This window comes from Gammaproteobacteria bacterium (genome assembly GCA_029880545.1).
Lineage (GTDB): Bacteria > Pseudomonadota > Gammaproteobacteria > Acidiferrobacterales > SZUA-150 > JAOUOD01.
This window is the reverse complement of the sequence record JAOUOD010000004.1, coordinates 196,846-218,322: the sequence shown is the minus strand read 5'-3', so window position 1 is coordinate 218,322 and position 21,477 is coordinate 196,846. Positions and strand designations below refer to the sequence as shown.

The 21,477-nt window shown below is 54.6% G+C and carries 18 protein-coding genes; 7 read left to right on the top strand and 11 right to left on the bottom strand.

What is annotated here, in order from left to right:
* Window positions 1–51: 51 nt before the first annotated feature.
* Entirely contained in the window at window positions 52–534 is a 483-nt protein-coding gene (moaC, locus tag OEZ10_06395; GenBank protein ID MDH5632612.1) for a cyclic pyranopterin monophosphate synthase MoaC, read from the top strand.
* Between the two features lie 69 nt (window positions 535–603).
* Here the strand turns inward: moaC and OEZ10_06390 are convergent, their stop codons facing one another.
* Complete coding sequence (locus OEZ10_06390) at window positions 604–1,185, bottom strand: porin family protein (protein ID MDH5632611.1); 582 nt, start codon at window positions 1,183–1,185, stop codon at window positions 604–606.
* Between the two features lie 84 nt (window positions 1,186–1,269).
* Complete coding sequence (locus tag OEZ10_06385) at window positions 1,270–1,854, bottom strand: hypothetical protein (GenBank protein MDH5632610.1); 585 nt, start codon at window positions 1,852–1,854, stop codon at window positions 1,270–1,272.
* A gap of 326 nt (window positions 1,855–2,180) precedes the next feature.
* Here OEZ10_06385 and OEZ10_06380 point away from each other — a divergent pair, with 326 nt between their 5' ends.
* From OEZ10_06380 to nhaD, 3 genes are all read left to right on the top strand, one after another.
* Complete coding sequence (locus OEZ10_06380; protein ID MDH5632609.1) at window positions 2,181–2,375, top strand: DUF2892 domain-containing protein; 195 nt, start codon at window positions 2,181–2,183, stop codon at window positions 2,373–2,375.
* Between the two features lie 145 nt (window positions 2,376–2,520).
* Window positions 2,521–6,027: an FAD-dependent oxidoreductase gene (locus tag OEZ10_06375; GenBank protein ID MDH5632608.1), complete on the top strand. Its 3,507-nt coding sequence runs from the start codon at window positions 2,521–2,523 to the stop codon at window positions 6,025–6,027.
* A gap of 170 nt (window positions 6,028–6,197) precedes the next feature.
* Window positions 6,198–7,673, top strand: a complete 1,476-nt coding sequence (nhaD, locus tag OEZ10_06370; protein ID MDH5632607.1) for a sodium:proton antiporter NhaD — start codon at window positions 6,198–6,200, stop codon at window positions 7,671–7,673.
* 49 nt (window positions 7,674–7,722) lie between these two features.
* Here the strand turns inward: nhaD and OEZ10_06365 are convergent, their stop codons facing one another.
* The 4 genes from OEZ10_06365 to OEZ10_06350 all read right to left on the bottom strand — a co-directional run bounded on the left by OEZ10_06365 (window position 7,723) and on the right by OEZ10_06350 (window position 12,651).
* Window positions 7,723–8,070, bottom strand: a complete 348-nt coding sequence (locus OEZ10_06365) for a hypothetical protein (protein ID MDH5632606.1) — start codon at window positions 8,068–8,070, stop codon at window positions 7,723–7,725.
* 249 nt (window positions 8,071–8,319) lie between these two features.
* Window positions 8,320–8,718 (bottom strand): GFA family protein, encoded by a 399-nt coding sequence (locus OEZ10_06360; GenBank protein MDH5632605.1) that lies wholly within the window; start codon window positions 8,716–8,718, stop codon window positions 8,320–8,322.
* A 62-nt stretch (window positions 8,719–8,780) separates the two neighbouring features.
* Entirely contained in the window at window positions 8,781–11,270 is a 2,490-nt protein-coding gene (locus tag OEZ10_06355; protein ID MDH5632604.1) for an EAL domain-containing protein, read from the bottom strand.
* 214 nt (window positions 11,271–11,484) lie between these two features.
* Window positions 11,485–12,651: a patatin-like phospholipase family protein gene (locus tag OEZ10_06350; GenBank protein ID MDH5632603.1), complete on the bottom strand. Its 1,167-nt coding sequence runs from the start codon at window positions 12,649–12,651 to the stop codon at window positions 11,485–11,487.
* A 181-nt stretch (window positions 12,652–12,832) separates the two neighbouring features.
* Here OEZ10_06350 and OEZ10_06345 point away from each other — a divergent pair, with 181 nt between their 5' ends.
* Together OEZ10_06345 and hflD are read left to right on the top strand one after the other, a co-directional pair.
* Window positions 12,833–13,087: an iron-sulfur cluster assembly protein gene (locus OEZ10_06345; protein ID MDH5632602.1), complete on the top strand. Its 255-nt coding sequence runs from the start codon at window positions 12,833–12,835 to the stop codon at window positions 13,085–13,087.
* 13 nt (window positions 13,088–13,100) lie between these two features.
* Entirely contained in the window at window positions 13,101–13,751 is a 651-nt protein-coding gene (hflD, locus tag OEZ10_06340; GenBank protein ID MDH5632601.1) for a high frequency lysogenization protein HflD, read from the top strand.
* A 15-nt stretch (window positions 13,752–13,766) separates the two neighbouring features.
* On the opposite strand, the gene OEZ10_06335 is transcribed toward hflD, so the two are convergent.
* The 5 genes from OEZ10_06335 to OEZ10_06315 form a co-directional block, all read right to left on the bottom strand.
* On the bottom strand, window positions 13,767–14,942 hold the full coding sequence (locus OEZ10_06335) for a GGDEF domain-containing protein (protein ID MDH5632600.1): 1,176 nt from the start codon (window positions 14,940–14,942) through the stop codon (window positions 13,767–13,769).
* Window positions 14,943–15,044: 102 nt separating this feature from the next.
* Entirely contained in the window at window positions 15,045–17,150 is a 2,106-nt protein-coding gene (locus OEZ10_06330) for a VWA domain-containing protein (protein ID MDH5632599.1), read from the bottom strand.
* Between the two features lie 16 nt (window positions 17,151–17,166).
* Window positions 17,167–17,979, bottom strand: coding sequence for an AAA family ATPase (locus OEZ10_06325; protein MDH5632598.1), 813 nt, complete (start codon window positions 17,977–17,979; stop codon window positions 17,167–17,169).
* Window positions 17,980–18,113: 134 nt separating this feature from the next.
* Window positions 18,114–18,668, bottom strand: coding sequence for a response regulator transcription factor (locus tag OEZ10_06320; protein MDH5632597.1), 555 nt, complete (start codon window positions 18,666–18,668; stop codon window positions 18,114–18,116).
* Window positions 18,665–19,918, bottom strand: coding sequence for an ATP-binding protein (locus tag OEZ10_06315; GenBank protein MDH5632596.1), 1,254 nt, complete (start codon window positions 19,916–19,918; stop codon window positions 18,665–18,667). Before OEZ10_06315 ends, OEZ10_06320 begins: the two co-directional genes overlap by 4 nt.
* Before the next feature lie 131 nt (window positions 19,919–20,049).
* Between OEZ10_06315 and OEZ10_06310 the strand changes: the two genes are divergently transcribed.
* Window positions 20,050–21,312 carry a PhoX family protein gene (locus tag OEZ10_06310; protein ID MDH5632595.1) on the top strand — a complete coding sequence of 421 codons (1,263 nt, stop codon included), beginning with the start codon at window positions 20,050–20,052 and terminating at the stop codon, window positions 21,310–21,312.
* Window positions 21,313–21,477 lie beyond the last annotated feature (165 nt).

Below are 21,477 nucleotides of genomic sequence, written 5' to 3'. Positions count from 1 at the left end.
ACCGGTACCCACAAGTCGGATTATTTTCAGCCGGCCCGGAGAGGAATATCCATGAATGACAAACTGACCCATTTCAACGCCAGTGGTGATGCCCACATGGTTGATGTTGGCGACAAGGCCATCACCCGGCGCGAGGCCACCGCCGAAGGTCGCATCCTGATACAGGATGAGACCCTGGCCAGGATCAGGGCGGGCGACAACAAGAAAGGCGACGTACTGGGAATCAGTCGCCTTGCCGGAATCATGGCCGCCAAGAAAACATCCGACCTTGTGCCACTGTGCCACCCCCTGCCAATTACAGCGGTTACTGTTGATTTTGAGCTTGCCGACAGCCCGGCCTCGGTTTATTGCCGGGCAACGGTACGTACCGACGGCAAAACCGGTGTCGAAATGGAAGCGATCAATGCCGTGCAAGTATCACTGCTGACCATCTATGACATGTGCAAGGCCATTGACAAGGGCATGATCATCAATGACGTGAAATTACTGGCCAAGTCCGGGGGAAGATCCGGCGACTGGAAGCGCGATCAATAGGCGCCGCTCTGAATCCTTAAACAAGAAGCCCCGGCAAACAAGGCCGAGGCTTCGTATCGCAGTTACAATCTAGAAAAACATGCGCAGGTAGATCTGGCTGATCGTGTTCGTGTATTCCCTGTCGGTAGAGCTACTGCCAACAACAACTCCCGCAGAAGATACGGTCTCTACGTCCTCGGTCACAGAATGGTAATACAGACCAGTCTGCACCGACACATTGAACGAATCATTCACCGCGTAACTCAAGCCCACTGCCGGGCCAACAGAGTAGCCACTGCTTTCGCGCGTATTCGAACTGGTAATATAATTGGATTCCGATTCCGAATTAATGTACCCGAGCCTGCCCCCGGCATAGGCGCCCATGACGCCTGTCAAGGGTATCCTGGCAAATAGGCCGACACCGATACTGGTATAACTGTTGCTTTGATCACTTGTAATGCCAGTGATATTGTCCGTTGAGTCAGAAGTATAACTCGATATCATAATATCCGGCTCAATCAGCAGCGCCGATGTACGAATGGGAACCGAAATACTGTAAGATGAAGCCTCTTCACCGGTATTGACTGAGGCGCCAATACCGACATCAACGGCATGGGCTGTACCAATCACCATCAACAATGATGAGCAGGCAATCAACAATGTCTTTTTCATGCTTTTCTCCCTATGTATCCTGTTACTTCTGATTGGTGTTGACATAAACAATTTGGCACATCTTTATGTCTGTATATGGCGATTCTAGAAAAACATGCGCAGGTAGATCTGGCTGATCGTGCTTGTATTTTCAATGTTATCAGAGGTGCTTGAAGTTACGACCCCGGTAGTCGACACGGATTCCTCGTCATCGGTACCAGAATTAAAATACAAACCAGTCTGCACCGACACGCTGAACGAATCATTCACCGCGTAACCCAGTCCCACTGCCGGGCCCACGGAATAACCACTGGTTTCTCTTGTTAAGGTACCGGCGACACCATAATCATAGTCTGACTGTATATTAAAGTACCCAAGCCTTCCCCCAGCATAGGCATCCATGGCACCTGTCAAGGGTATCCTGGCAAATAGACCAACACCAATACCTGTATAACTATAGTTCATACCGGTTTCAGCACCGGTGATATTGTTGGTTGAGTCACTTTCTTGACTCCAGAAAGAAATGTCCGGCTCAATCAGCAGCGCCGATGTTCGAATGGGTACCGAAATACTGTAAGATGAAGTCTCTTCAGTGGTATTGATTGAGGCACCAATACCGACATCAGTGGCATTGGCTGTTCCAAGAATAAACAATGATGATGAGCAGGCAATCAACAATGTCTTTTTCATTATTTTCTCCCTGTGACCGTTGTTAGTGTTTGCTGGTATTGACATAGACAATGTATTGCATATTTATGTCTGTTAACAATAATTGTATACAGTTCTTCAGCACGCAAAGGTGAAGCACTTCACGCGCAGTAACTTAAAAGCAGTGAAACACTTCACGGTCTCCGGCATTATTTGTGACTGGTAACTGCTTCCGCTGCCGTACCTGACACTAAAGTATGGGGTTATGGCGATATACCAATTGGAGTCGTACTGTCTTACAATGCACGCACCGGGCACAGCCCGAAACTGACTCACGACCTTCTTGATCACCTCACAGGGAACTGACCATGAACAAAAACATCGGATCAATCGACAAGATCATTCGCATCATCCTGGGCCTGTGCCTGATCAGCCTGTACTTCCTCGTCGAGGGCCCGCATAAATGGTGGAGCATCGCCGGTGTCGTGCTGATTACCACGGTGCTGATCGATTTCTGCCCTATCTACAGAATCATCGGCTTCAAGGGCACGGCCGGGAAATAATCCCGCCCCGATCAGCGCGAGCCAATTCAGGGAGACCGGGTAAATTTTCCGGTTTCCATACCAATTCAGCCGGGGGCGCTATACAATTGCCGCTCCCGCGGGGCAACCCCCTCGACAATCCGTGCAAGCAGAAAGAAGGATGGCGATGCCTGAGCTGAACCTGGGTCTCGGTGGCCTGCAATACTCCGATCTATTTGAACTGGACGGCCTGACTACCCTGGACAATCTGTTCCTGGACAGGCTGAAGCAACAGGACAATAACCTGTACGACAAGCTGCTGGCCTACCGCGCTGGCGAGCTGCCGGTACCCGATTCCGACACCAGTGAACTGCTCATCAGTTGTGCCAAATTGCTGGAGGACTTTGTCGTCGAACTATTCCGGATACAGGACGCTGCCGATGCGCTGGCAACAGCGACCAAGGGCCAGCGACCGGTACTGGCATTCAAGAAATTATTTGTTCAGCGTCGCGCCCGGCGCAGGCTGATGAAGCAGGAAGATTTCGAAAGCTTCGCCGAGCTGGATGCCTGGCTCGACAACCAGGTCAATCCCGACCTTGGCAAAACTGACCGTGAACTGGCGGTTTCACTGTGGGGCCAGGGCCTTCTGGCTGATGCCGAGGCCAATGCCGACAATATCGAAACGCTCACACGCTGGTGCATTCGCGCCATGACCACCGACGAAGGTGCAGCTGCCATCAAGGACTGGATTGCGTTCCGCCTGTCATCCGGTATTGATCACCAGCAACTGGTACCGGTGGAATCACTGAAAGATGATTCCGGTCGCCTGAAACTTTCCACTGGCGCACATCACTTCCGTGATGGCTTTGATCTCACTGATCCGCGCATGAGTGCCCGCGAAGTGGCGGCCGAGGTAGATTACTGTATTTACTGCCACGATCACGATGGAGATTTCTGCTCACGCGGCTTCCCGGTGAAAAAAGGCGAACCGGAACAGGGACTGAAAACCAATCCCCTGGGCGTATTGATGACCGGCTGCCCGCTGGAAGAAAAGATTTCCGAAATGCATCGTCTCAAGCGAGACGGTGATGGCATTGGCGCACTGGCCATGATCATGGTGGATAACCCCATGTGCCCGGCTACCGGCCACCGCATCTGCAATGATTGTATGAAGGCATGCATCTACCAGAAGCAACAACCGGTAAACATTCCCGAGATTGAAACCCGCGTATTGACTGACGTGCTGCAACTGCCTTGGGGCGTGGAAATCTATGACCTGCTGACACGCTGGAACCCGCTGCGTAACAGGCAATGGCTGCCCAAGCCCTACAACGGACTGAAAGTCCTGGTGGCCGGCATGGGCCCGGCCGGGTTCACGCTGTCTCACCACCTTACCCTTGAAGGTTTTGCCGTAGTGGGCATTGATGGCCTGAAGATTGAGCCACTGCCGCAGCACTTGATCAACCAGCCAATCTACAACTACAACGAACTGGAAGAAGCGCTGGGTGAGCGCATCATGTCCGGCTTCGGTGGCGTTGCTGAATACGGCATCACCGTACGCTGGGACAAGAATTTCCTGAAACTAATCTACATCAGCCTGATGCGACGCAAGCTGTTCCAGGTCTTTGGTGGTGTACGCTTTGGCGGCACGCTGACGCTCGAAACCATCTGGGAACTGGGATTTGATCATGTTGCCATTGCTGTCGGTGCCGGTCTGCCGCAACCCCTGCCCATACCCGGGTCACTGGCACCAGGCATGCGCATGGCGGCCGACTTCCTGATGGCGCTACAGTTAACAGGTGCCGCCCGCGCGGATAGCCTGGCTAACCTGCAGGTCAGGTTACCGGCCGTGGTCATTGGCGGCGGCCTCACCGGCGTCGATGCGGCAACCGAAGTACGCGCCTACTACCTGGTGCAAATTGAAAAAACACTCGCACGCTATGAAACCCTGGTTGCAGCCAAGGACGAAAAATCGGTTCGTGCCGCCCTGGGGCCGGCCGAGCTGGAAGTGCTTGATGAACACCTTGAGCATGGCCGCCAGTTACGCGCGGAACGTCAACGCGCCAACGCCGCAGGCGAACAACCGGACTTGCAGAAACTCATCGACAACTGGGGCGGCGTCAGCATTGTCTACCGTCGACCCATGAGCCAGTCGCCGGCCTATACCCGCAACCATGAAGAAGTCATCAAGGCCATGGAAGAAGGTGTGTATTACGCCGAATGCATGAGCCCGACGGCAGCGAAACTGGATCAATACGGCCAGGTGGAAGCACTGGCCTGTGAACGTATGCAACTTGATGAGAACGGAAAGCTGGAAAGCACCGGGGAAGAAATACTGATGCCGGCGCGCTGCATCCTCGTGGCCACCGGTGCCCGTCCCAATATTGCCTACTTCTTCGAGCACCGGTCGATGGAAGTCGACAGCATGAAGTACAAGCCCCATGTGTTCGCTGATGGCGCACTACGAGCAGTCGAACCCGTGCAGCATTGCAAGCAGGATGGCTTCGGGCCGTTTACCTCTTATGACAACGATGGCAGGCGCGTCACCTATATAGGTGACACCCACCCCGATTTCGCCGGCAACGTGGTCAAGGCGGTCACATCCGGTCAACGCATCTATCCAAAGATAGTTGAATCCTTTGGTGATCGCGCGAATCAGGCAGGAGAGCTGTCCGCATACGAAAACTTCCGTGCCGACATTACCGACAAGCTGCAGGCGCGGGTGGTTTCCGTAACGAGGCTGACGCATGATGCGGTCGAGCTTGTGATCAAGGCCCCGCTTGCCGCCAGTCGTTACAAACCGGCGCAGGTGTTCCGGCTGCAAAACTATGAAACCGTCGCCGCCAAGGTTGAAGCCACGCGACTGCAGACCGAGACCTTGCCGCTCACCGGTTCAAAGGTGGATGCAGACAGGGGTACGATTTCAGTCATTGTTCGCGATCGTGGCGCCAGTTCACGACTGGTATCCACGTTCAAACCCGGTGAACCACTTGTGCTCATGGGCCCAAGTGGTAACGGCACCATGATTCCGGAAAATGAAGCCGTACTGATTGTCGGCGACTGGCTGGCTGCGGCGGCCGCACGCTCACTGGGCCCGGCGTTCCGGGCCAGGGATAACAAGGTCCTGCTGGCATTAAACCTGCCAACCGCGGCTGACCTGTTCTGCCTTGACGATCTGGAAGCGGCCAGTGATGCGCTGCTGGTGGTAACGGACAAGGGTGAGCCGGCGGTTATGCGTCGCGACCAGGACAGCTCTGTTACCGGTGATATTACCGAAGCATTGTTACAGTACGCACGGGGCGAATTGCATGATGGCAATGCGCCGGTTCCGCTGGGCAGCATCACGCATGTACAGATTACTGCCAGCAATGTTTTGCTGAAGCAACTCAACAAGGCGCGACACAACGAACTGAAACCCTATTTTGCCGAATCGTTCAAAACCACCGGCTCCATTTACAGCACCATGCAATGCATGCTCAAGGGCGTGTGCTCACAATGCCTGCAATGGCAACTTGACCCGGCTACCGGCCAGCGCACCAAGGCGGTGTTTGCCTGCTCCTGGCACGATGAACCACTGGATATTGTCGACCTGGATGCGCTGGACGAACGCATTTCCCAGAACCGCATGCAGGAGTCCTTGACGTCGCAATGGCTGGATTTTGTGCTGGACAGGAGTGGTGTTGACCGCGTCTGACGGGGCATGACCCGGCCTGCCGTACAATCTGTTGTCGGCGGCATACTTATTATGTACGCCTGATGCACGCCGGCAACCCATACAGCACCACCCCGAAACCTGTTGACCGCGCCACCATCTAATCGCTACCCTTTCAGCGGATTTTTGGTGAAGTATTTCTGGAGAGAACAATGACAAGCGGTTTCAAACGAATCACCGGCCTGGTATTGCGGTCGACATCCCTGTTTATTGCCGGACTGCTGCCGGTTTCGGCACTGGCAGCAGGAGCCGTGGAAAACCGGCTTGACCTGACCTCTCACAACGTGGGTTACATCGCCATCGCCATTTTTGTGCTGGCCTACCTCGTTGTCATGGCCGAAGAATTTACCCATTTGCGCAAATCCAAACCGGTCATTCTTGCCGCCGGTATCATCTGGGCGATTATTGCCTATGTCTATGCACAAAAGGGGATTAATCACACGGTTGAACAGGCATTACGCCATAACCTTCTGGAATTTGCCGAACTGTTCCTGTTCCTGTTGGCTGCCATGACCTATGTCAACGCCATGGATGAGCGCAATATATTTGAAGCCTTGCGCGCACGACTGGTCAGCCGGGGATTTGGCTACCGCAAGCTGTTCTGGCTGACCGGCATACTGGCATTTTTCCTGTCACCGATTATCGATAACCTGACCACGGCACTGGTCATGTGTGCGGTAGTACTGGCGGTCGGCAAGGACAATAATCGTTTTGTCGCACTGGCCTGTATCAATATTGTTGTTGCCGCCAACGCCGGTGGTGCATTCAGTCCTTTCGGTGACATCACGACACTCATGGTCTGGCAAAAAGGTATCCTGGATTTCTGGACCTTCTTCCTGTTGTTTGTCCCGTCTGTCATTAACTATGTTGTTCCCGCAGCGTTCATGCATTTTGCCGTACCTGATGAATCACCGGCAGCCACTAACGAGACGGTATTGATGAAGCGCGGCGCGATAACCATTATGCTCCTGTTTGTCGCCACCATTGCCACGGCAGTCAGTTTTCACAACTTCCTGCACCTGCCGCCAATGCTGGGCATGATGACCGGCCTGGCCTATCTCAAGTTTTTCGGCTACTACCTGAAAAAAACCCACATCCGCGTGCCTGATGAAAACGAAAGCTATGGGCAGGCCGGTGATGTAATGCCAATACGTGTCGACAGCAAAGAGCCATTCGATGTATTCCGAAGGCTGGCCCGGGCCGAATGGGATACGTTGCTGTTCTTCTACGGCGTTGTACTCTGTGTCGGTGGCCTGGGTTTTATCGGTTACCTGGCCATGATCTCGGAGAGTATGTACGTCAATATGGGTCCAATGTTCTCAAACATCATGGTTGGTATCCTGTCCGCCATTGTTGACAACATCCCGGTCATGTTCGCGGTACTGGCCATGAACCCGGCCATGTCCCAGGGTGACTGGCTGCTGGTCACTCTTACAGCAGGAGTGGGCGGAAGCATGCTTTCAATAGGCTCGGCAGCGGGCGTAGCGCTCATGGGTCAGGCGCGGGGCAAGTACACGTTCTTCAGTCACCTGAAATGGACACCCGTGATTGCCCTGGGTTATGCCGCCAGCATATACGCGCACGTGTTGATAAACACGAGTTCGTTCAGCGTCGCCATATCGTCGTAATCACGAGATCGTTCTGACCGGTTGTCGATAGCCATCTCTCCACAACCGGTCATGTTCCGGGCGCCTGGGAGTCCGGGGAACCTGTCCCGGGAACCAGGCCATCAATAGGGAAACCGTTTTTCTGTTGCCAGTCTCCCATAACTCCCTGCCTGCCTTTATTTCTGCCCAGTCGACCAATAGCCCCGATCCCCGGCATAGTCAAAATACGGCACGCCAAAGCCGCGTGACCTCTGTACAAGCCCCAAATCCATATCAAAAACTGCCGTACGCCTGTTGCCGGCGTGGACCGCGCATACAATTCGTTCCAGTCGTTGTTATCCGGATGAACTGCCCCGGCCTTGCGATACAAGCGCAATACCAGGTGCTCGTCGTCAAAGGCGGCAACCATCAGGGTCATGCGGGGATCAACTCGAACATGGGCCGCTGGTTTGTTGCCACTTCCGGCAAGGTTAAGCCAGGTGGCGCGGTTGTTGTTGATCGCCCTCGGGCTATCCAGGCCATTCGGCGGGATGTTTATCCGGCTATCAGCCGAAGCGGTACTGACAATTTATTTTTTGCCTGGCAACAAGATCAATCGGCTTCTCATCAAGCGGTCCAGTTGTTTAGCCACGACAATTCCTTTTTAAGCGCTCGATCCCGGCGCCAATCAGGACTTTTTGGGCAACTCATCGTTCACCGCAAACCAGTCCACGTGGGTGTCATAATGGGCGTGCACCTGGGGAAGACGATCCACCGCCTCAGTGAAATTGGCCAGCGCGATATGCAGCTCTCCAGGCCAGTTGACAGAACGAAAGAACAGGCTGCTGCCGCAGCGACTGCAGAATCCACGTTCTGCACCTGTTGTGGATTGATACCAGCGGAGCTGTCCGGACTGATCGCTGATCGCTGTGCCGACAGCATCAACGCTTACCCAGGTAACGAATGCGGCGCCATGCGCCGCGCGACACAGGCTGCAATGGCAGTGTGCGACCCAGTTTGACGGAAGGGCCGCCGAAAAAATCACTGCGCCACAAAGGCATCGTCCACTAGCTTCAGTCTTTATCATGGGTATCCATTCTATTCGCCCGTCAAACCGGCGTGACCGGCTCCTGACAACCCAATGTTACTTCAGTCCCGGGGCTCGGTATCCGGAACCTTGCGAGGCAAGTGTTCAAGCGGGGCACCAACATGAAATCCCTGGACAAAATCCACGCCCATTTCCGTAACCAGCTTCAGCACGGCTTCAGATTCAACGTACTTGGCCACGGTCTTCTTGCCAAAACCCTTGGCAATATCGTTAATGGTTTTGACGACAACCCGGTCCGATGCATCTCTTGCGATGCTCCTGACATGATGTCCGTCAATCTTGATATAGCTGACCGGTAGATGCTTGAGATGGTGAAACGAGCTGAAGCCGGAACCAAAATCATCCAGCGCAAATCGGCAACCCAGCCGGTTCAGTTTTATCATCACCTGTCTTGCCAGCTCAATATTTTCAATGGCAGATGCTTCGGCAAGCTCGAGTACGAGCCGTGACGGATCGGCGCCATACTCCCTAATCAGTCCGGTCACGTAATCAACCAGGTTCGCATCTCGAATACTTTCTGCAGACAGGTTTACGCTGAGCATTGAATCGTTGCCTCCGGCTTGCGCATCGGCCAGGCTCCTGATCGCATCAGACAACACCCACCGATCAATACGGGACATTAATCCAAGTCGCTCGGCGGTTGGCAGAAACGCATTTGGCCTGACGAGTGCACCACGATCATCCCGGTAACGCAGCAATACTTCAAAACAATCAGGATCATCATGTTTATCCGGGTCTGTCGCTGTCACCGGTTGATAATGAAGAACAAACCTGTCCTGTTCCACTGCTGTCTGCAGTCGTTCCGACCAGCCCATGTCGATGCTGACAACACTGTCTTCATCCCGATCCGGTTCAAATACATGAACCTGGTTGCGGCCGGCAGTCTTGGCCAGGTAACAGGCGATATCGGCACGCGCCATTACCTCCGCTGCATCAGGCGTAGCCCTGTCAACAAGACTTACACCTATGCTGCCGTGCACACTGAATTGCCTGCCGCCATGAACAAAGTTGTAATTTTCCAGCACAATACGGAATGATTCGGCTACAGCAGCTACGGATTCGCGGTCGATATTCCTGGCGATAATGGCAAATTCATCGCCGCCCAGGCGGGCCAGCAAATCCGTGTCGCGCAGGCGCGCCCGCAACAGGTGACTGATCTCGACCAGCAGTTCATCACCGGCTGCATGGCCGGCGGTGTCATTAACATACTTGAACTGATCAAGATCAATATACAACAGCGCACTCAGCTCATCGCTGCGCTGCCGCCTCGCCACTTCGTGTCGCAGCTCATCCTCGAAGTAGTTCCGGTTATAAAGCTCGGTCAACGGATCATGGTTGGCCTGCCACAACAATTCACGCTCGAACAACTTGCGTTCAACAATATCCCGGAATACAACCACGCTGCCCTGTAAATCACCGTCGATATACAGCGGCTGAATGCCACACTCTACATCTATGGCCTGGCCGCTTGCGTTCCAGAACACGGTTTCCCAGGATTCCAGGTTGTCGCCGGTCTCGTAGGCCTGCTGCAGGAAACAGGTTTCCGGGAGATTTGGCTTGCCGTCAATATGTGAGTGATGGAACAGGCTGTGCGCCTTCGTACCGACCAGGGCGGCTCCCTTCGGATACCCGAGAATCTCCAGCGCTGCCGGGTTGATAAAGCTGATTATTCCCTGGTTATCAACCCCGTAGACACCATCGCTGACCGAGTTCAGAATTCCCTCGAGGCGACGACGCTCCGAATTGGCGGCCTTTCGCGCCTGGGCGGCGTGCGCCAAGGTTGCGACACGGGCAAGAATAAGCGCCTCTGGCTCATTCTTGAACATACATTCCACAGCACCTGCTGCCAGGCTGTCATGAATCAGCTCGTCAAGATAGCTGCCGGTCAGGATGGCGACGTGCAGATCCCTGGTCCGGGCATGCCGGGCAAACTCCCGGCACAGCTCATCGCCATTACCATCAGGCATAAAATAATCAACAATAGCCAGGTCAAATTCACCTGTCAGCGCTGCCTGCAGTCCCTGGCTGCTGTTTTCCGCGGTGGTAACGATGTAGCCATTGGATTGCAGAATATGGCTGAACTTTTTCCGCGATGTTTTTGAGTCATCCACCAACAGCACGCGGGTCACTAATGGTGCCGCCTGAAGTGGCTCGCCATCCAGGCCACGCCCCAGCTGCCTGACACTTTCAATGAGATCCTCAGTTTCATCCCACAAGAGCATGCCGCTATGAGGTCTTCGCGCCGTCCATTCGAAGATGCGTCGGGATTTTTCGTGGCTAAGAACCAGCAACGCCACGCCGGCAAAAAGCGGGTATTCCAGGACCTCCTGGAACAGCTTCAAGCCATCGTCATCGTGGTCGTTAAAACCGACAAATACCGCGCGAAAACTGCCCGCGTGATCGTCCTTTAGCACATGAGTCGCATCTGCATAGCAATCCACACTGACCACGTCATGCGCGTAACGTTCGAGCTGGCGCTCCAGCCCGCGTCGCAATGTTGCCGACTGCTCGACAATCAGAACCCGAGACACTGATTCCCCTTTGTTCCTTGTCAGATAGTTTTTATTGTTCAGGGAAGCAGTGTCGGTCTTGACCCGGTCACCATTACCCCATTCCCTGGATCACCTTGCAGGAACTATACCAAAAGTTAACGCATTGATTTAAGTGATATTTTGGTCAGCCAGGTTATACCCCATGACAATAAAGGTCATTAACCCGGAAAAAATCAGCCACTTCGACCCCGGTTTATCGGGTATCCGGCCCTGGCTGGCAAACAAACTGTATCAGCCGCTCACGCTGGCGCATGGCATCATCGTAGCCCAGGGCGATCAGTTCACGGCAATAAGACTTTTCGAACAGCAGGTAACTGACCAGGCTCGAACCGTTGCGATTCAAAGCACCGAGGCCACGCAGGAAAAAACGCACCGTCCACGGCAGGTGATGCATGTGCTTTTCGGCGATTTTCTGCAAATCCTCACTGGGTGATATCACCAATGACTCTACGTGACGAAGACGCACACCGGGTTCTTCCAGCTGGCGGGAGGGTATCCGGGCAAGGGTGTCGTTTATCCGGTTGAGTCGCTCCAGGTCCGCTTGCAGGCCATCGAGAAAGATGCTGTTCATGATGTGACCACCGATTTCTGCCAGGGTTGGGTATCCAGGATCAGCATTGCGTTCGACGCTAATACGGTGGTTGGTGACACCGATTACCAGGATGCGTTCGGCACCCATATGCAGCGCCGGGCTCAGCGGCGCTGACTGGCGCATCGAACCATCGCCAAAATACTCCCGATTGAGCTTCTCGGCGGCAAACACGAATGGTATGGCAGATGAGGCCATCAGGTGATCAATGGTGATATCCGTCCGAAAACCGAGGCGACTGGCCCGGTTCCAGCTATCAATACCCTCGGTACCCTGGAAGAAAGTTACCGATTGGCCGGAATTGTATCCCGAGGCAGTTATGCCCAACGCATCCAACGCGCCGGCCTCAAGTGACCGGTTGATGCGGTCGCAGGGCATATAGTGCTGGAGCAGCGTACGTAGCGGCGCTCGGTCAAACAGCGAAACCGGGTTGCGCTTGCCCAGTCCGCCCGCCATCATGGCCAGCAGCCAGTGAGCGCCGGTTTTGACAATGCCGGGAAGGTCCGCGCGAAACACCTTGTCCACCCGGAAATTACGCCAGACTCGCAGCAGACGTTGCACAGCTTCCGGGAATCGCTCGGCGTAAATAGCCAGGGCTGCAGAGTTAATCGCCCCTGCGGACGTACCACAAATTACCTGGAACGGGTTTGGCGCATCCTTTGGCAGGCATTCTGAAATGGCCTTGAGCACGCCCACCTGGTAGGCCGCGCGGGCACCGCCGCCGGACAGCACCAGCCCGAGCTTCCGTCTTGTATCAGCTTGTCTCATCATTCCCTGGATTTCCTCGACACAGCCTTTATCGGCCTGGCTGCCGCAGAACTGTGGCAGAACGCCGTTCGATAATAATGGTAACGCAATAAACCCTGTGCGGCACTCAGGTATAACATAACTTTACCTTTGGTACCGGTCCGTTAAGTTGCTAAACTGGAGAAAATTCACAGGACCCAAGGTAATGACTGTTTCTGAAAACGATATTCTCGAAGCCCTGTCAACGGTTATGGATCCCGAGCTTAACCGCAATGTTGTCGAACTGGGCTTCATACAGGAAGTGGATATAGCTGGCGATTATGTGCATCTCGAAATCCAGCTAACCACCCCCATGTGCCCACGCGCAGACGAAATTGTTGCCATGATCAAGAACGCAGCAGAGTCCGTTGATGGTATTCGTGAAGCTGAAGTTGAACGTAGCTGTATGAAAAACGCCTGAAGACCCCCGGGCCATGAACACCTCTCCGCTTCGCCAGCAAGTTATTGCCCTGGCTGCCGTATTTCAGTCTGCCCGGCTGGTTCAGCAACTGGCTCGACATGGTCGCGCTGACAACCAGGCACTGGAAACCAGTCTTGGCAGCATACTGGTCACCGGCCCGATGTCGCCGTCAGAGATATACAAACCCGAACAAGGGAGCCTGCGCCTTGGATTGCAGGACATCAAGGAACGCTTTAACGGCGAAGGCACATCTGAAGACATGGAAATGGCACGCTATGTCATGAGCCTTATAGCGCTTGCACTGAAATTACGGAAACACAAACCACTGTTATCCGCACTGGCTGAAGGCATCGATACTATCAGCGAACAGGCAGAATTCTTTAAAAATGAATCCGGGCCGGCGGTCATGCACAACAACATTATCGCCAAGCTGGCGGATCTGTACCTGCATACCATAAGTACAATGATGCCGCGTATTATTGTTCACGGTGAACCCGGTTACCTGAACGCTACAGCCATCGCCGACAGGATTCGCGCGACCCTGCTGGCGGGTATTCGCGCAGCCTGGTTGTGGCGCCAGCTCGGTGGCAGCCGTTGGCATTTTGTATTCAGGCGTCGTGCGATCCTGAACGAAACTGACCGGTTACTTGCGGGCAACAGTTAGTCAAGCCGGCGCAACCTATCCGACGGCAGCTGTTGCCAGCACCACCTGGTTTCTGCCGCCAGACTTGGCCGCGTACAAGGCATCATCTGCCCGGCTCATCAGGCTGTCAGCGGTATCCTGCTTCCCGAGTGATGCCACACCAATACTCACCGTAACGCCAAACTGCCTGGACGACGATGCCATGATCTTGAGTGAATCACAGTTCTGCCGGATCTTCTCGGCCAGCATCCGGGCTCGCGGCTCTTCGCAGCCCGGCAACACCACCAGGAACTCCTCGCCGCCATAACGACTGATGAAGCTGCTTGACGAAGACAGGTCGCGCCTCAGCAACCTGGCAAAGGTTTTCAGCACCCTGTCGCCCACCAGGTGTCCCCACGTATCATTGATGCGCTTGAAATGATCCAGATCAAACAACAGCACTGATAATGGTCGCGCCTGTTGCCTGGCCTTGGGAATTTCCATCGCCAGCCATTTGTTTAATACCCGACGGTTGGCCAAACCGGTCAAGGCATCATGACTGGCTTCACGATAGAGTCTGAGCAGCATCTGTAGCTGGGATAATTGCGTCCAGGCCGCGATACCCGCCAGCAACAGCAGCAGCCAGATATCACCAAGCCTTGACAGTGTCAGTGAGCCACCGAAAAGCAGTTCAGTACCAACAAATGTCACGAGCACCAGCGCCGCATGACGCAGGCCTTCAAAAAACGTCAGCGGGAATATGGCCAGGAATGCGATGGTCAGGTAGGGCAGGAATGAATAGCCGACAAGAATGCCTTCATAGGAAGCACTGCTTGATAATTCAATCCGCGAAAACCCGTAAAACAGGCAGGCAACGATAACAAAAACGGCGAGCCTGATCTGCGCCCAGACCAGGCTCTGCATACCATGACCGATACTGCCAAGCAAAAAGTACGCACCAGCGTAGATGCCGCGAAGTACCAGCATGGTACCAAGCGACTCGGGCGGAACAGTCATCATGTCTACCGGTACCCACAAAACAGCCAGCACCGCGAACACCAGTGAAAACAGGCGAACCCTGAGGCTGATAAACTCGGCTCGTGAACCACTGAAATCCTGTGAATGAATGGAGCTGCCGGCCAGGTCAGAAAAATCAACCTGCCTCAACCACTCTCCAAGCCCAAGTCCTGCCTCAGCGGAATCATTGTTGTTTTTTTCCGGCGCATCGATCATGGCAATGCCAATATCCCGGTTGGATTACATGTTTATAACTCTAGCACAGATTTGAAAAACTGCCGGACCCGGGAAGATAATCTGCTCTGGAAATCATCCGCCCTAGCTGGTCAGGCGCCGATAGATATCCGACACCTTCAGCGGCAGCTTCCTGACTTCATCAATTACAGTATAGGCGGCATCACCGTACATGTATGGCAAATAGTCCCTGGCCTCAGTGTCGATAGTGATGCAATAGGGATGGATGCCTTCACGCCTTGCCTCTACCAGCGCCCGGCGCGTATCTTCAATGCCGTACTGGCCACGATAACTGTCATAGTCGTCGGGCTTGCCATCAGACAGTGTAATCAATACGCGGGTATTGGCTTCAACTTCGGAAAGCACACGAGTCAGGTGGCGTATGGCAAACCCCATGCGTGTGTAATCCTGCGGCTCAATGCCGCTGATGCGGGCCCGGACTTCGCTGTCATAGATCTCATCAAAATGCTTGATGTGATACAGCTCGCAACGCTTGCGCGCCATGCCCGAAAAACCGTAAATAGCGTAACGATCCCCGAGTAATTCGAGCGTCTCGCACAGTAACAATAATGATTCCCGTTCCGCCTCGTTGATCCAGCCGCGCGTGGAGCCGCTCATATCAACCATAAAGACAACAGCAATGTTACGTTCGTTTCGATGCATGCGGGTAAACACCCGGTCGCTCATCTCGCTACCATCCGATGACTCGGCCATGGCCTCCACCAGGGCATCGATATCAATGTCATCTCCATAAGTCTGTCGCTTGAGCAAATGGTCCTCGTCTCGCATGGCTTCAAAACTACGGCGCAAATGTTTTAGCAAACCGCGGTACTTCAGCAGTGTATCGCCTACAAAGCTGTCGTAGACAGGCTTGACGGATTTTTCCCGGACCGCGCACCAGTTCTTGCGGTAATGTTGGCGCTTGTAATCCCATTCGTTGTACAGCCACGCACCCTCTTCATGATAAGTGCCCTGCCAAACCTCGTCCGGGTCGGCTTCCTTTTCCCTGAACAGCGACGGATCATATTCACCCGGACCTGCCGGCTGCAGGTAATCATCGGGAAGTTCGCCAAGATCCTGAACGATTGAGGTCATTACTCCCTTGATACTTTCCGGCACCGCGATTGGAACATCATCAAGCGACAGTTCGATGCGCAGTTCCTGCAAGGTGGCATCAGAATGTTTCGCGCCAGCCTTGAAGTCCATTGATTGCGGTTCGCTGTCCGGTTTCAGGTCCCTGGCAATATCAAACAGGGCAGTTCGCAGAACAGCCTTTTCCCTGAACTGCCGTTCGGCCATGACCTCCCGGACAAGATCGATATTGATTACACCGTGATAATACGGTTGTGATGGCCATGACACGCGACCGGCATGCTGTCGGGCCAGCCCGAGACTGTCCTTCGCCGAAGCATCAGCCTGATGCAGGGGTCGTGACAGCAATTTCCAGTTGTCGGCAACTACGGGGTCATTCTCAATATCGACCATAGTCTGCATGCGCCGGTACAGGCCGGGCAGCTCTCGCGCAAGGCATGTCTCGATTCGCTCCGCCTCCAGACGCATGAACAACGTCAGCAACTCGTCGCCGCCATGCTGCAACACATCAAGATCAATACGGAATGTGCCGAAACGGGCCTGCGCCCAGTGAAACGCTGCCATCGCCTTGTACAGCTGGAAATTTTCATCGCGCTCGCTGAAATGCGCCAGCAGCGGCGGGAGATAAATCGTTTCCGTATCGGTATGCGCCTTGTCGGCTTCATCAATTTTCAACGGGCGTCCGGACAAGCCATGAACAAAATGCAGCAGCACGCCGCGCACATCTTCCAGTACTGCGCCGACCGCACGCTCACGACTCTGCTGAATAAACTTGTCAACACTCTTGATGACGGAGAGTGCCGGATGCAGTCCCTGCTGGTCATACATGTCCATTGCGTGCAGCGCCCACGCCTCGATGGTGTGTCGGTCAAGCCGGTCCATGGCTTCAATGGCAAGAGTAATGAACTGGAAAGCCAGCTGAATATTGGTACTGGCGATTCGCTCGACCCAACCAAGAACATAGCTGCACTCGGACTGGGGCAATGATGCCAGGACTTCGGCGGGCTCCTCGACGCGCAGAAACGAGAATTCCACCTCGAGACACCGGTTCAGGCGGTCGACAATTTCTTTGTAGTGCAGCGACGCCCCGGCAGTCACAATGAGCTCACTTCAATCAGAACAATGATGAAGACAATTCATTGATGGCTGACAACATCTCGGGATCGTCCGTCAACGCCTGCGCCACCGCTGAGCGGCAGGCGGTTGTGGGTGAAATGCCATCAGCCATCAACCGGCCTGCGTGTACCAGCAAGCGGGTACTGGCGCCCTCTTCCAGGCCGCTACCCTTGAGATTGCGTGTCATGCCGGCGAATTTGACCAGGCTTGCTGCCAGTTCGTGACTGATTCCGGTCTCCTTGACCAGGATGTTGGTTTCCAGCTGCGGCGATGGATAATCAAACTCAAGGGCTACAAATCGTTGTCGTGTGCTCTGCTTGAGGTCCTTGAGTACACTCTGGTAGCCGGGGTTATAGGAAATCGCCAGGCAAAACTCCGGGGGCGCCTCGAGGATTTCGCCGAGCTTTTCAATGGGCAGGACGCGCCTGTCGTCGGCGAGCGGATGGATCACCACCGTGGTGTCCTTTCGTGCTTCCACTATCTCGTCAAGATAACAAAGTGCGCCGTTTCTTACTGACCGGGCCAAGGGGCCGTCCACCCATACAGTCTCGCCACCCTTAACCAGATATCGACCCACAAGGTCTGATGCCGTCAGGTCGTCATGACAGGATACGGTTATCAGTGGCTTCTTGAGACGCCAGGCCATATGTTCAATGAACCGGGTTTTACCGCAACCGGTTGGCCCCTTGAGCAATACCGGCAAGCCTTGCCGGTAAGCGGCCTCGAACACCTCCACTTCATCGCCAATAGGCTCGTAGTAAGGTTCCTTGTCAATAAAATATTCTTCGGTTTTTAAGGCGCGGCCGCTCATCACAATTCTGTTTGTTGGTTTCGGGGTCGCCATTATGGCCAATGCCGGCCATCAGGCCAAGCGAATACCCTTGCAACCGAAAAGGGAATGAGTCAAGCCGGCGCGGTGTAGCGACCCGGCACGGGACGTGGTGCTCAGCTCTTGACCGGGTGCTTGGCCAGTTTTCTCTGCAATGTTCGACGGTGCATGTTCAGACGCCGCGCAGTTTCTGAAATATTGCCGTCACACTCGCCCAGAACTTTCTGGATATGTTCCCACTCCAGGCGCTGAACCGACAGCGGCCGGTTGCTGACATCAACGGAACTGTCGCCCTCATCCTTGAAGAACGCTGCCTCAATCTCATCGGCATCAGCAGGCTTGGACAGGTAATGGGTAGCACCGAGCTTGATGGCCTCAACCGCCGTTGTTATAGAAGCATAGCCACTCAATACCACGATACGGGTATTTTCGTCGGCCTGCTTGAGCGCTGATACCAATACCAGCCCTGATTCACCGGGCATGCGCAGATCGACTATGGCAAATTCCGGGCTTTCTTGCCGGGCCAGGGCAATGCCCTGGTCAACATCATGCGCCAGCCTGACCTCGTAGCCGCGACGCTCAAAAGCCTGCGCCAGCACTGCACAAAACGTTTCATCGTCGTCTACTATCAACAAGCTCGGGTTCTCGCCCGGGTTAATCATTTCCGTCATTGGTCAGCCCTTATATTTGCCAATGGCAGCCGAATCCGGCATACAGCGCCACCGCCGTCGCGATTGAACAAACGGATATCACCGCCCATTCGTTCCAGTGTATTGTAACTAAGATATAGACCAACACCGAGGCCTTCCTGCTTGGTGCTGACAATAATCTTGCCGGCTGCGTCCACAAGGTCCCTGTGCAGGCCCGGTCCACGATCACGCACCTCGAACAATAAGGTATCGTTGCTCCAGTCTGTTTCAACTTCTACGTCTGCAAGTGATGCATCGGCGGCGTTATTCAATATATTAAGTATCGCCTGGTCCAGTGTTCGATCGACCACAATAGCTGTCTCCGGCGCACCTGCACTGCTATGTACCTGCGCGACCAGGCCGGGATGCAATTCACGCCACTGATCCAGCAGGCCGGTCACGTAATCTGACACCAGCATCCTGCGGCCGGATTCGGCCCGAAGATCACCGGCAGCCACTGAAAGCGACAGCAATATTTCCTTGCACCGGCCCAACTGGTTTTTCAGAATGGCAAGACTGTTGTCAGGAATCGGTTCATCGGCCTGTACATCTTTCAGGATTACCGCCATGGTGGACAGGGGTGTACCCAGTTCGTGTGCCGCGCCGGCGGCCAGCGTACCGAGAGCAATCACTTTTTCATTGCGCGCCTGCTGCTCACGCATTTGGGCGATGCTTCGATCACGTTCGCGAACGGTTGCCGCAACCCTGGCAGCAAATCCGGCAAACAGGCCGGCACTGAACAGAAACCCGACCCACATGCCCCAGATATGCACCTGGAAACCATGACTGTGCGCCATGGGCAAGGGAATGAAATTAAACAGCAAAAACGTATAACATATCGTGGTCAGGGCGAACATGGCCCAGACATAAATGCCGGGCAAGGCCACAACTGTCATGGCCAGCGGCAACAGGTACGCCGGTGCAAACGGGTTGGTGGAACCTCCGGTCAGGTAAAGAAGAATGGTGAACACCACCACGTCAAACACCAGCTGCGAAAACAGTTCCTGCTTGCTCACCGGCCAGGGTCCGCGCAGGCGCAGCATTGTTGCCAGGCCAACGAGCGCCATGCACACCAGTACCACGGTAATGCTATTTACAGGCAGCTCTGCATGCAGATAATTCCCGGCCAGCCATACTGCCAGGGCAACACCGGGCAACAGCGCCATACGCATCCACAGCAACCGGCGCAGATTGATGGCGTTTTCCTTGGGCAGTGACACCGTGTAATTCATAGTCCTGATTCTAGGTGCTGACCCCTGAATTGACAAAGGGGTGCGTCAAACTGTCGCATCCCGCCGCGAGAGTATTGCAATACCGGATCAATCATCCGATGATAAATACGAACGATTTAAAGGAATACTTAATGGCTTTACGCGGCTCTCGGCAAATACTCGTCTTGCTGACCATAACCCTGTCGATCAACCTGGTTTTCGCAGCACAACCGGATAACTGGTCATTTGTTCCGCTTAAGCACTCGGTCACACCGGGAAGCCTGCCGGACGACAAACCATTCATGCTTCCGGAAGGATTCGGACAAACCACTCTGATAGATGAAAACCGGCTGAACATTTTTTCGCGCACCAGGCCGGCCGCGGCAGACTGGCCGGACATGAACACGGTAAATGAAACCGGCAAACACGCCGGTCGCTACCTGTATCGCACACACGAAGTTCGGCCGGGCAAGAATATCGATGATTACGAAGGCGGCGCCCTGTCGATAATTGATCTCGCAACCGGCAAGGGCCATGTTCTCGCGCAACGGCGAGACTGGGAGGCACTGGACGGCATTGTCTGGACGCCCTGGGGCACACTCTTGTTCGCCGAGGAAACCGGCAACGCACGACTGCCAGACCCGGATCACCCCGAGGCCAGGCGCGGCCTGTTATACGAAGCCAAACCCGATCTAAACCACCCTGGCAAGCTCCAGTGGATAAAGGTCAGACCCGCTCTTGGCTCCATGGCCCACGAAGGTATTGAAGTTGATGCACATGGCAATGTCTATGTCATTGACGAGTATCAGCATGGCGCTATCTATCGGTTTGTACCTGACAGCTATGGCAATCTCGAGCAAGGGCAACTCCAGGCATTGCAGGTATCCGGCGGCAAAACCGGCAAGGGTCGATGGCTGGCCGTTGCCGGTGATGCGGCCCGGATAGATGCCCGTAGCGCCGCTGCCGAGGCCGGGGCAACAACCTATTGTCGGCCTGAAGACATCGAGCGTATTGGTCAAACCATTTTTGTGGCACTCACCTGTGAAGATGCGGTGCTGGCCATAGGCGCGGGTGATGCGCCCGTTGTGCGATTTTTCGTCAAGGCCGGCACCAACGTGCCGGGTGAATCAGCAAACCAGTCCGGCTTTCGTGCACCGGATAACCTGGCCGCAGACCCCGGTGGCCGGCTCTGGATAGTTGAAGACAATTCCCCCTCTGATATCTGGGTTGCCTGGCCCGATGCAGACGGCAATGGTACCGCCGACCGGGTCGAACTGTTTGGCTCGCTGTCGACACCGGGCGCTGAGGCCAGCGGAATCTATTTTGGCACCGATCCCGGACGCATGTTTATCAATACTCAGCACAGTTTTCACGGAAACGACCGTACACTCATCATCAGCCCTGAGCGCAACTAGCACTACCCGGCCACGGCAGCAAGGCCAGGTGCCGCTCTTCATCTCGCCGGCGGCGACGAATCGGTCCGGGCTGCAAAGCCACGGGATTTTGCCCACCGGGCAAGTTTTGCTTTTACGCCCGCGGTGGAACCGCTATTCTATCGACCATCCACAGACAACATGATC

What these genes read in the sequence shown, in the direction of transcription:
- OEZ10_06310 (MDH5632595.1), top strand. Translation starts at nt 20,050, where the DNA reads ATGGCTTTACGCGGCTCTCGGCAAATACTCGTCTTGCTGACCATAACC.
- OEZ10_06345 (MDH5632602.1), top strand. Translation starts at nt 12,833, where the DNA reads ATGACTGTTTCTGAAAACGATATTCTCGAAGCCCTGTCAACGGTTATG.
- OEZ10_06325 (MDH5632598.1), bottom strand. Translation starts at nt 17,979, where the DNA reads ATGAGCGGCCGCGCCTTAAAAACCGAAGAATATTTTATTGACAAGGAA.
- OEZ10_06335 (MDH5632600.1), bottom strand. Translation starts at nt 14,942, where the DNA reads ATGATCGATGCGCCGGAAAAAAACAACAATGATTCCGCTGAGGCAGGA.
- hflD (MDH5632601.1), top strand. Translation starts at nt 13,101, where the DNA reads ATGAACACCTCTCCGCTTCGCCAGCAAGTTATTGCCCTGGCTGCCGTA.
- moaC (MDH5632612.1), top strand. Translation starts at nt 52, where the DNA reads ATGAATGACAAACTGACCCATTTCAACGCCAGTGGTGATGCCCACATG.
- OEZ10_06380 (MDH5632609.1), top strand. Translation starts at nt 2,181, where the DNA reads ATGAACAAAAACATCGGATCAATCGACAAGATCATTCGCATCATCCTG.
- OEZ10_06320 (MDH5632597.1), bottom strand. Translation starts at nt 18,668, where the DNA reads ATGACGGAAATGATTAACCCGGGCGAGAACCCGAGCTTGTTGATAGTA.
- OEZ10_06390 (MDH5632611.1), bottom strand. Translation starts at nt 1,185, where the DNA reads ATGAAAAAGACATTGTTGATTGCCTGCTCATCATTGTTGATGGTGATT.
- OEZ10_06350 (MDH5632603.1), bottom strand. Translation starts at nt 12,651, where the DNA reads ATGATGAGACAAGCTGATACAAGACGGAAGCTCGGGCTGGTGCTGTCC.
- OEZ10_06385 (MDH5632610.1), bottom strand. Translation starts at nt 1,854, where the DNA reads ATGAAAAAGACATTGTTGATTGCCTGCTCATCATCATTGTTTATTCTT.
- OEZ10_06360 (MDH5632605.1), bottom strand. Translation starts at nt 8,718, where the DNA reads ATGATAAAGACTGAAGCTAGTGGACGATGCCTTTGTGGCGCAGTGATT.
- nhaD (MDH5632607.1), top strand. Translation starts at nt 6,198, where the DNA reads ATGACAAGCGGTTTCAAACGAATCACCGGCCTGGTATTGCGGTCGACA.
- OEZ10_06315 (MDH5632596.1), bottom strand. Translation starts at nt 19,918, where the DNA reads ATGAATTACACGGTGTCACTGCCCAAGGAAAACGCCATCAATCTGCGC.
- OEZ10_06365 (MDH5632606.1), bottom strand. Translation starts at nt 8,070, where the DNA reads ATGACCCTGATGGTTGCCGCCTTTGACGACGAGCACCTGGTATTGCGC.
- OEZ10_06375 (MDH5632608.1), top strand. Translation starts at nt 2,521, where the DNA reads ATGCCTGAGCTGAACCTGGGTCTCGGTGGCCTGCAATACTCCGATCTA.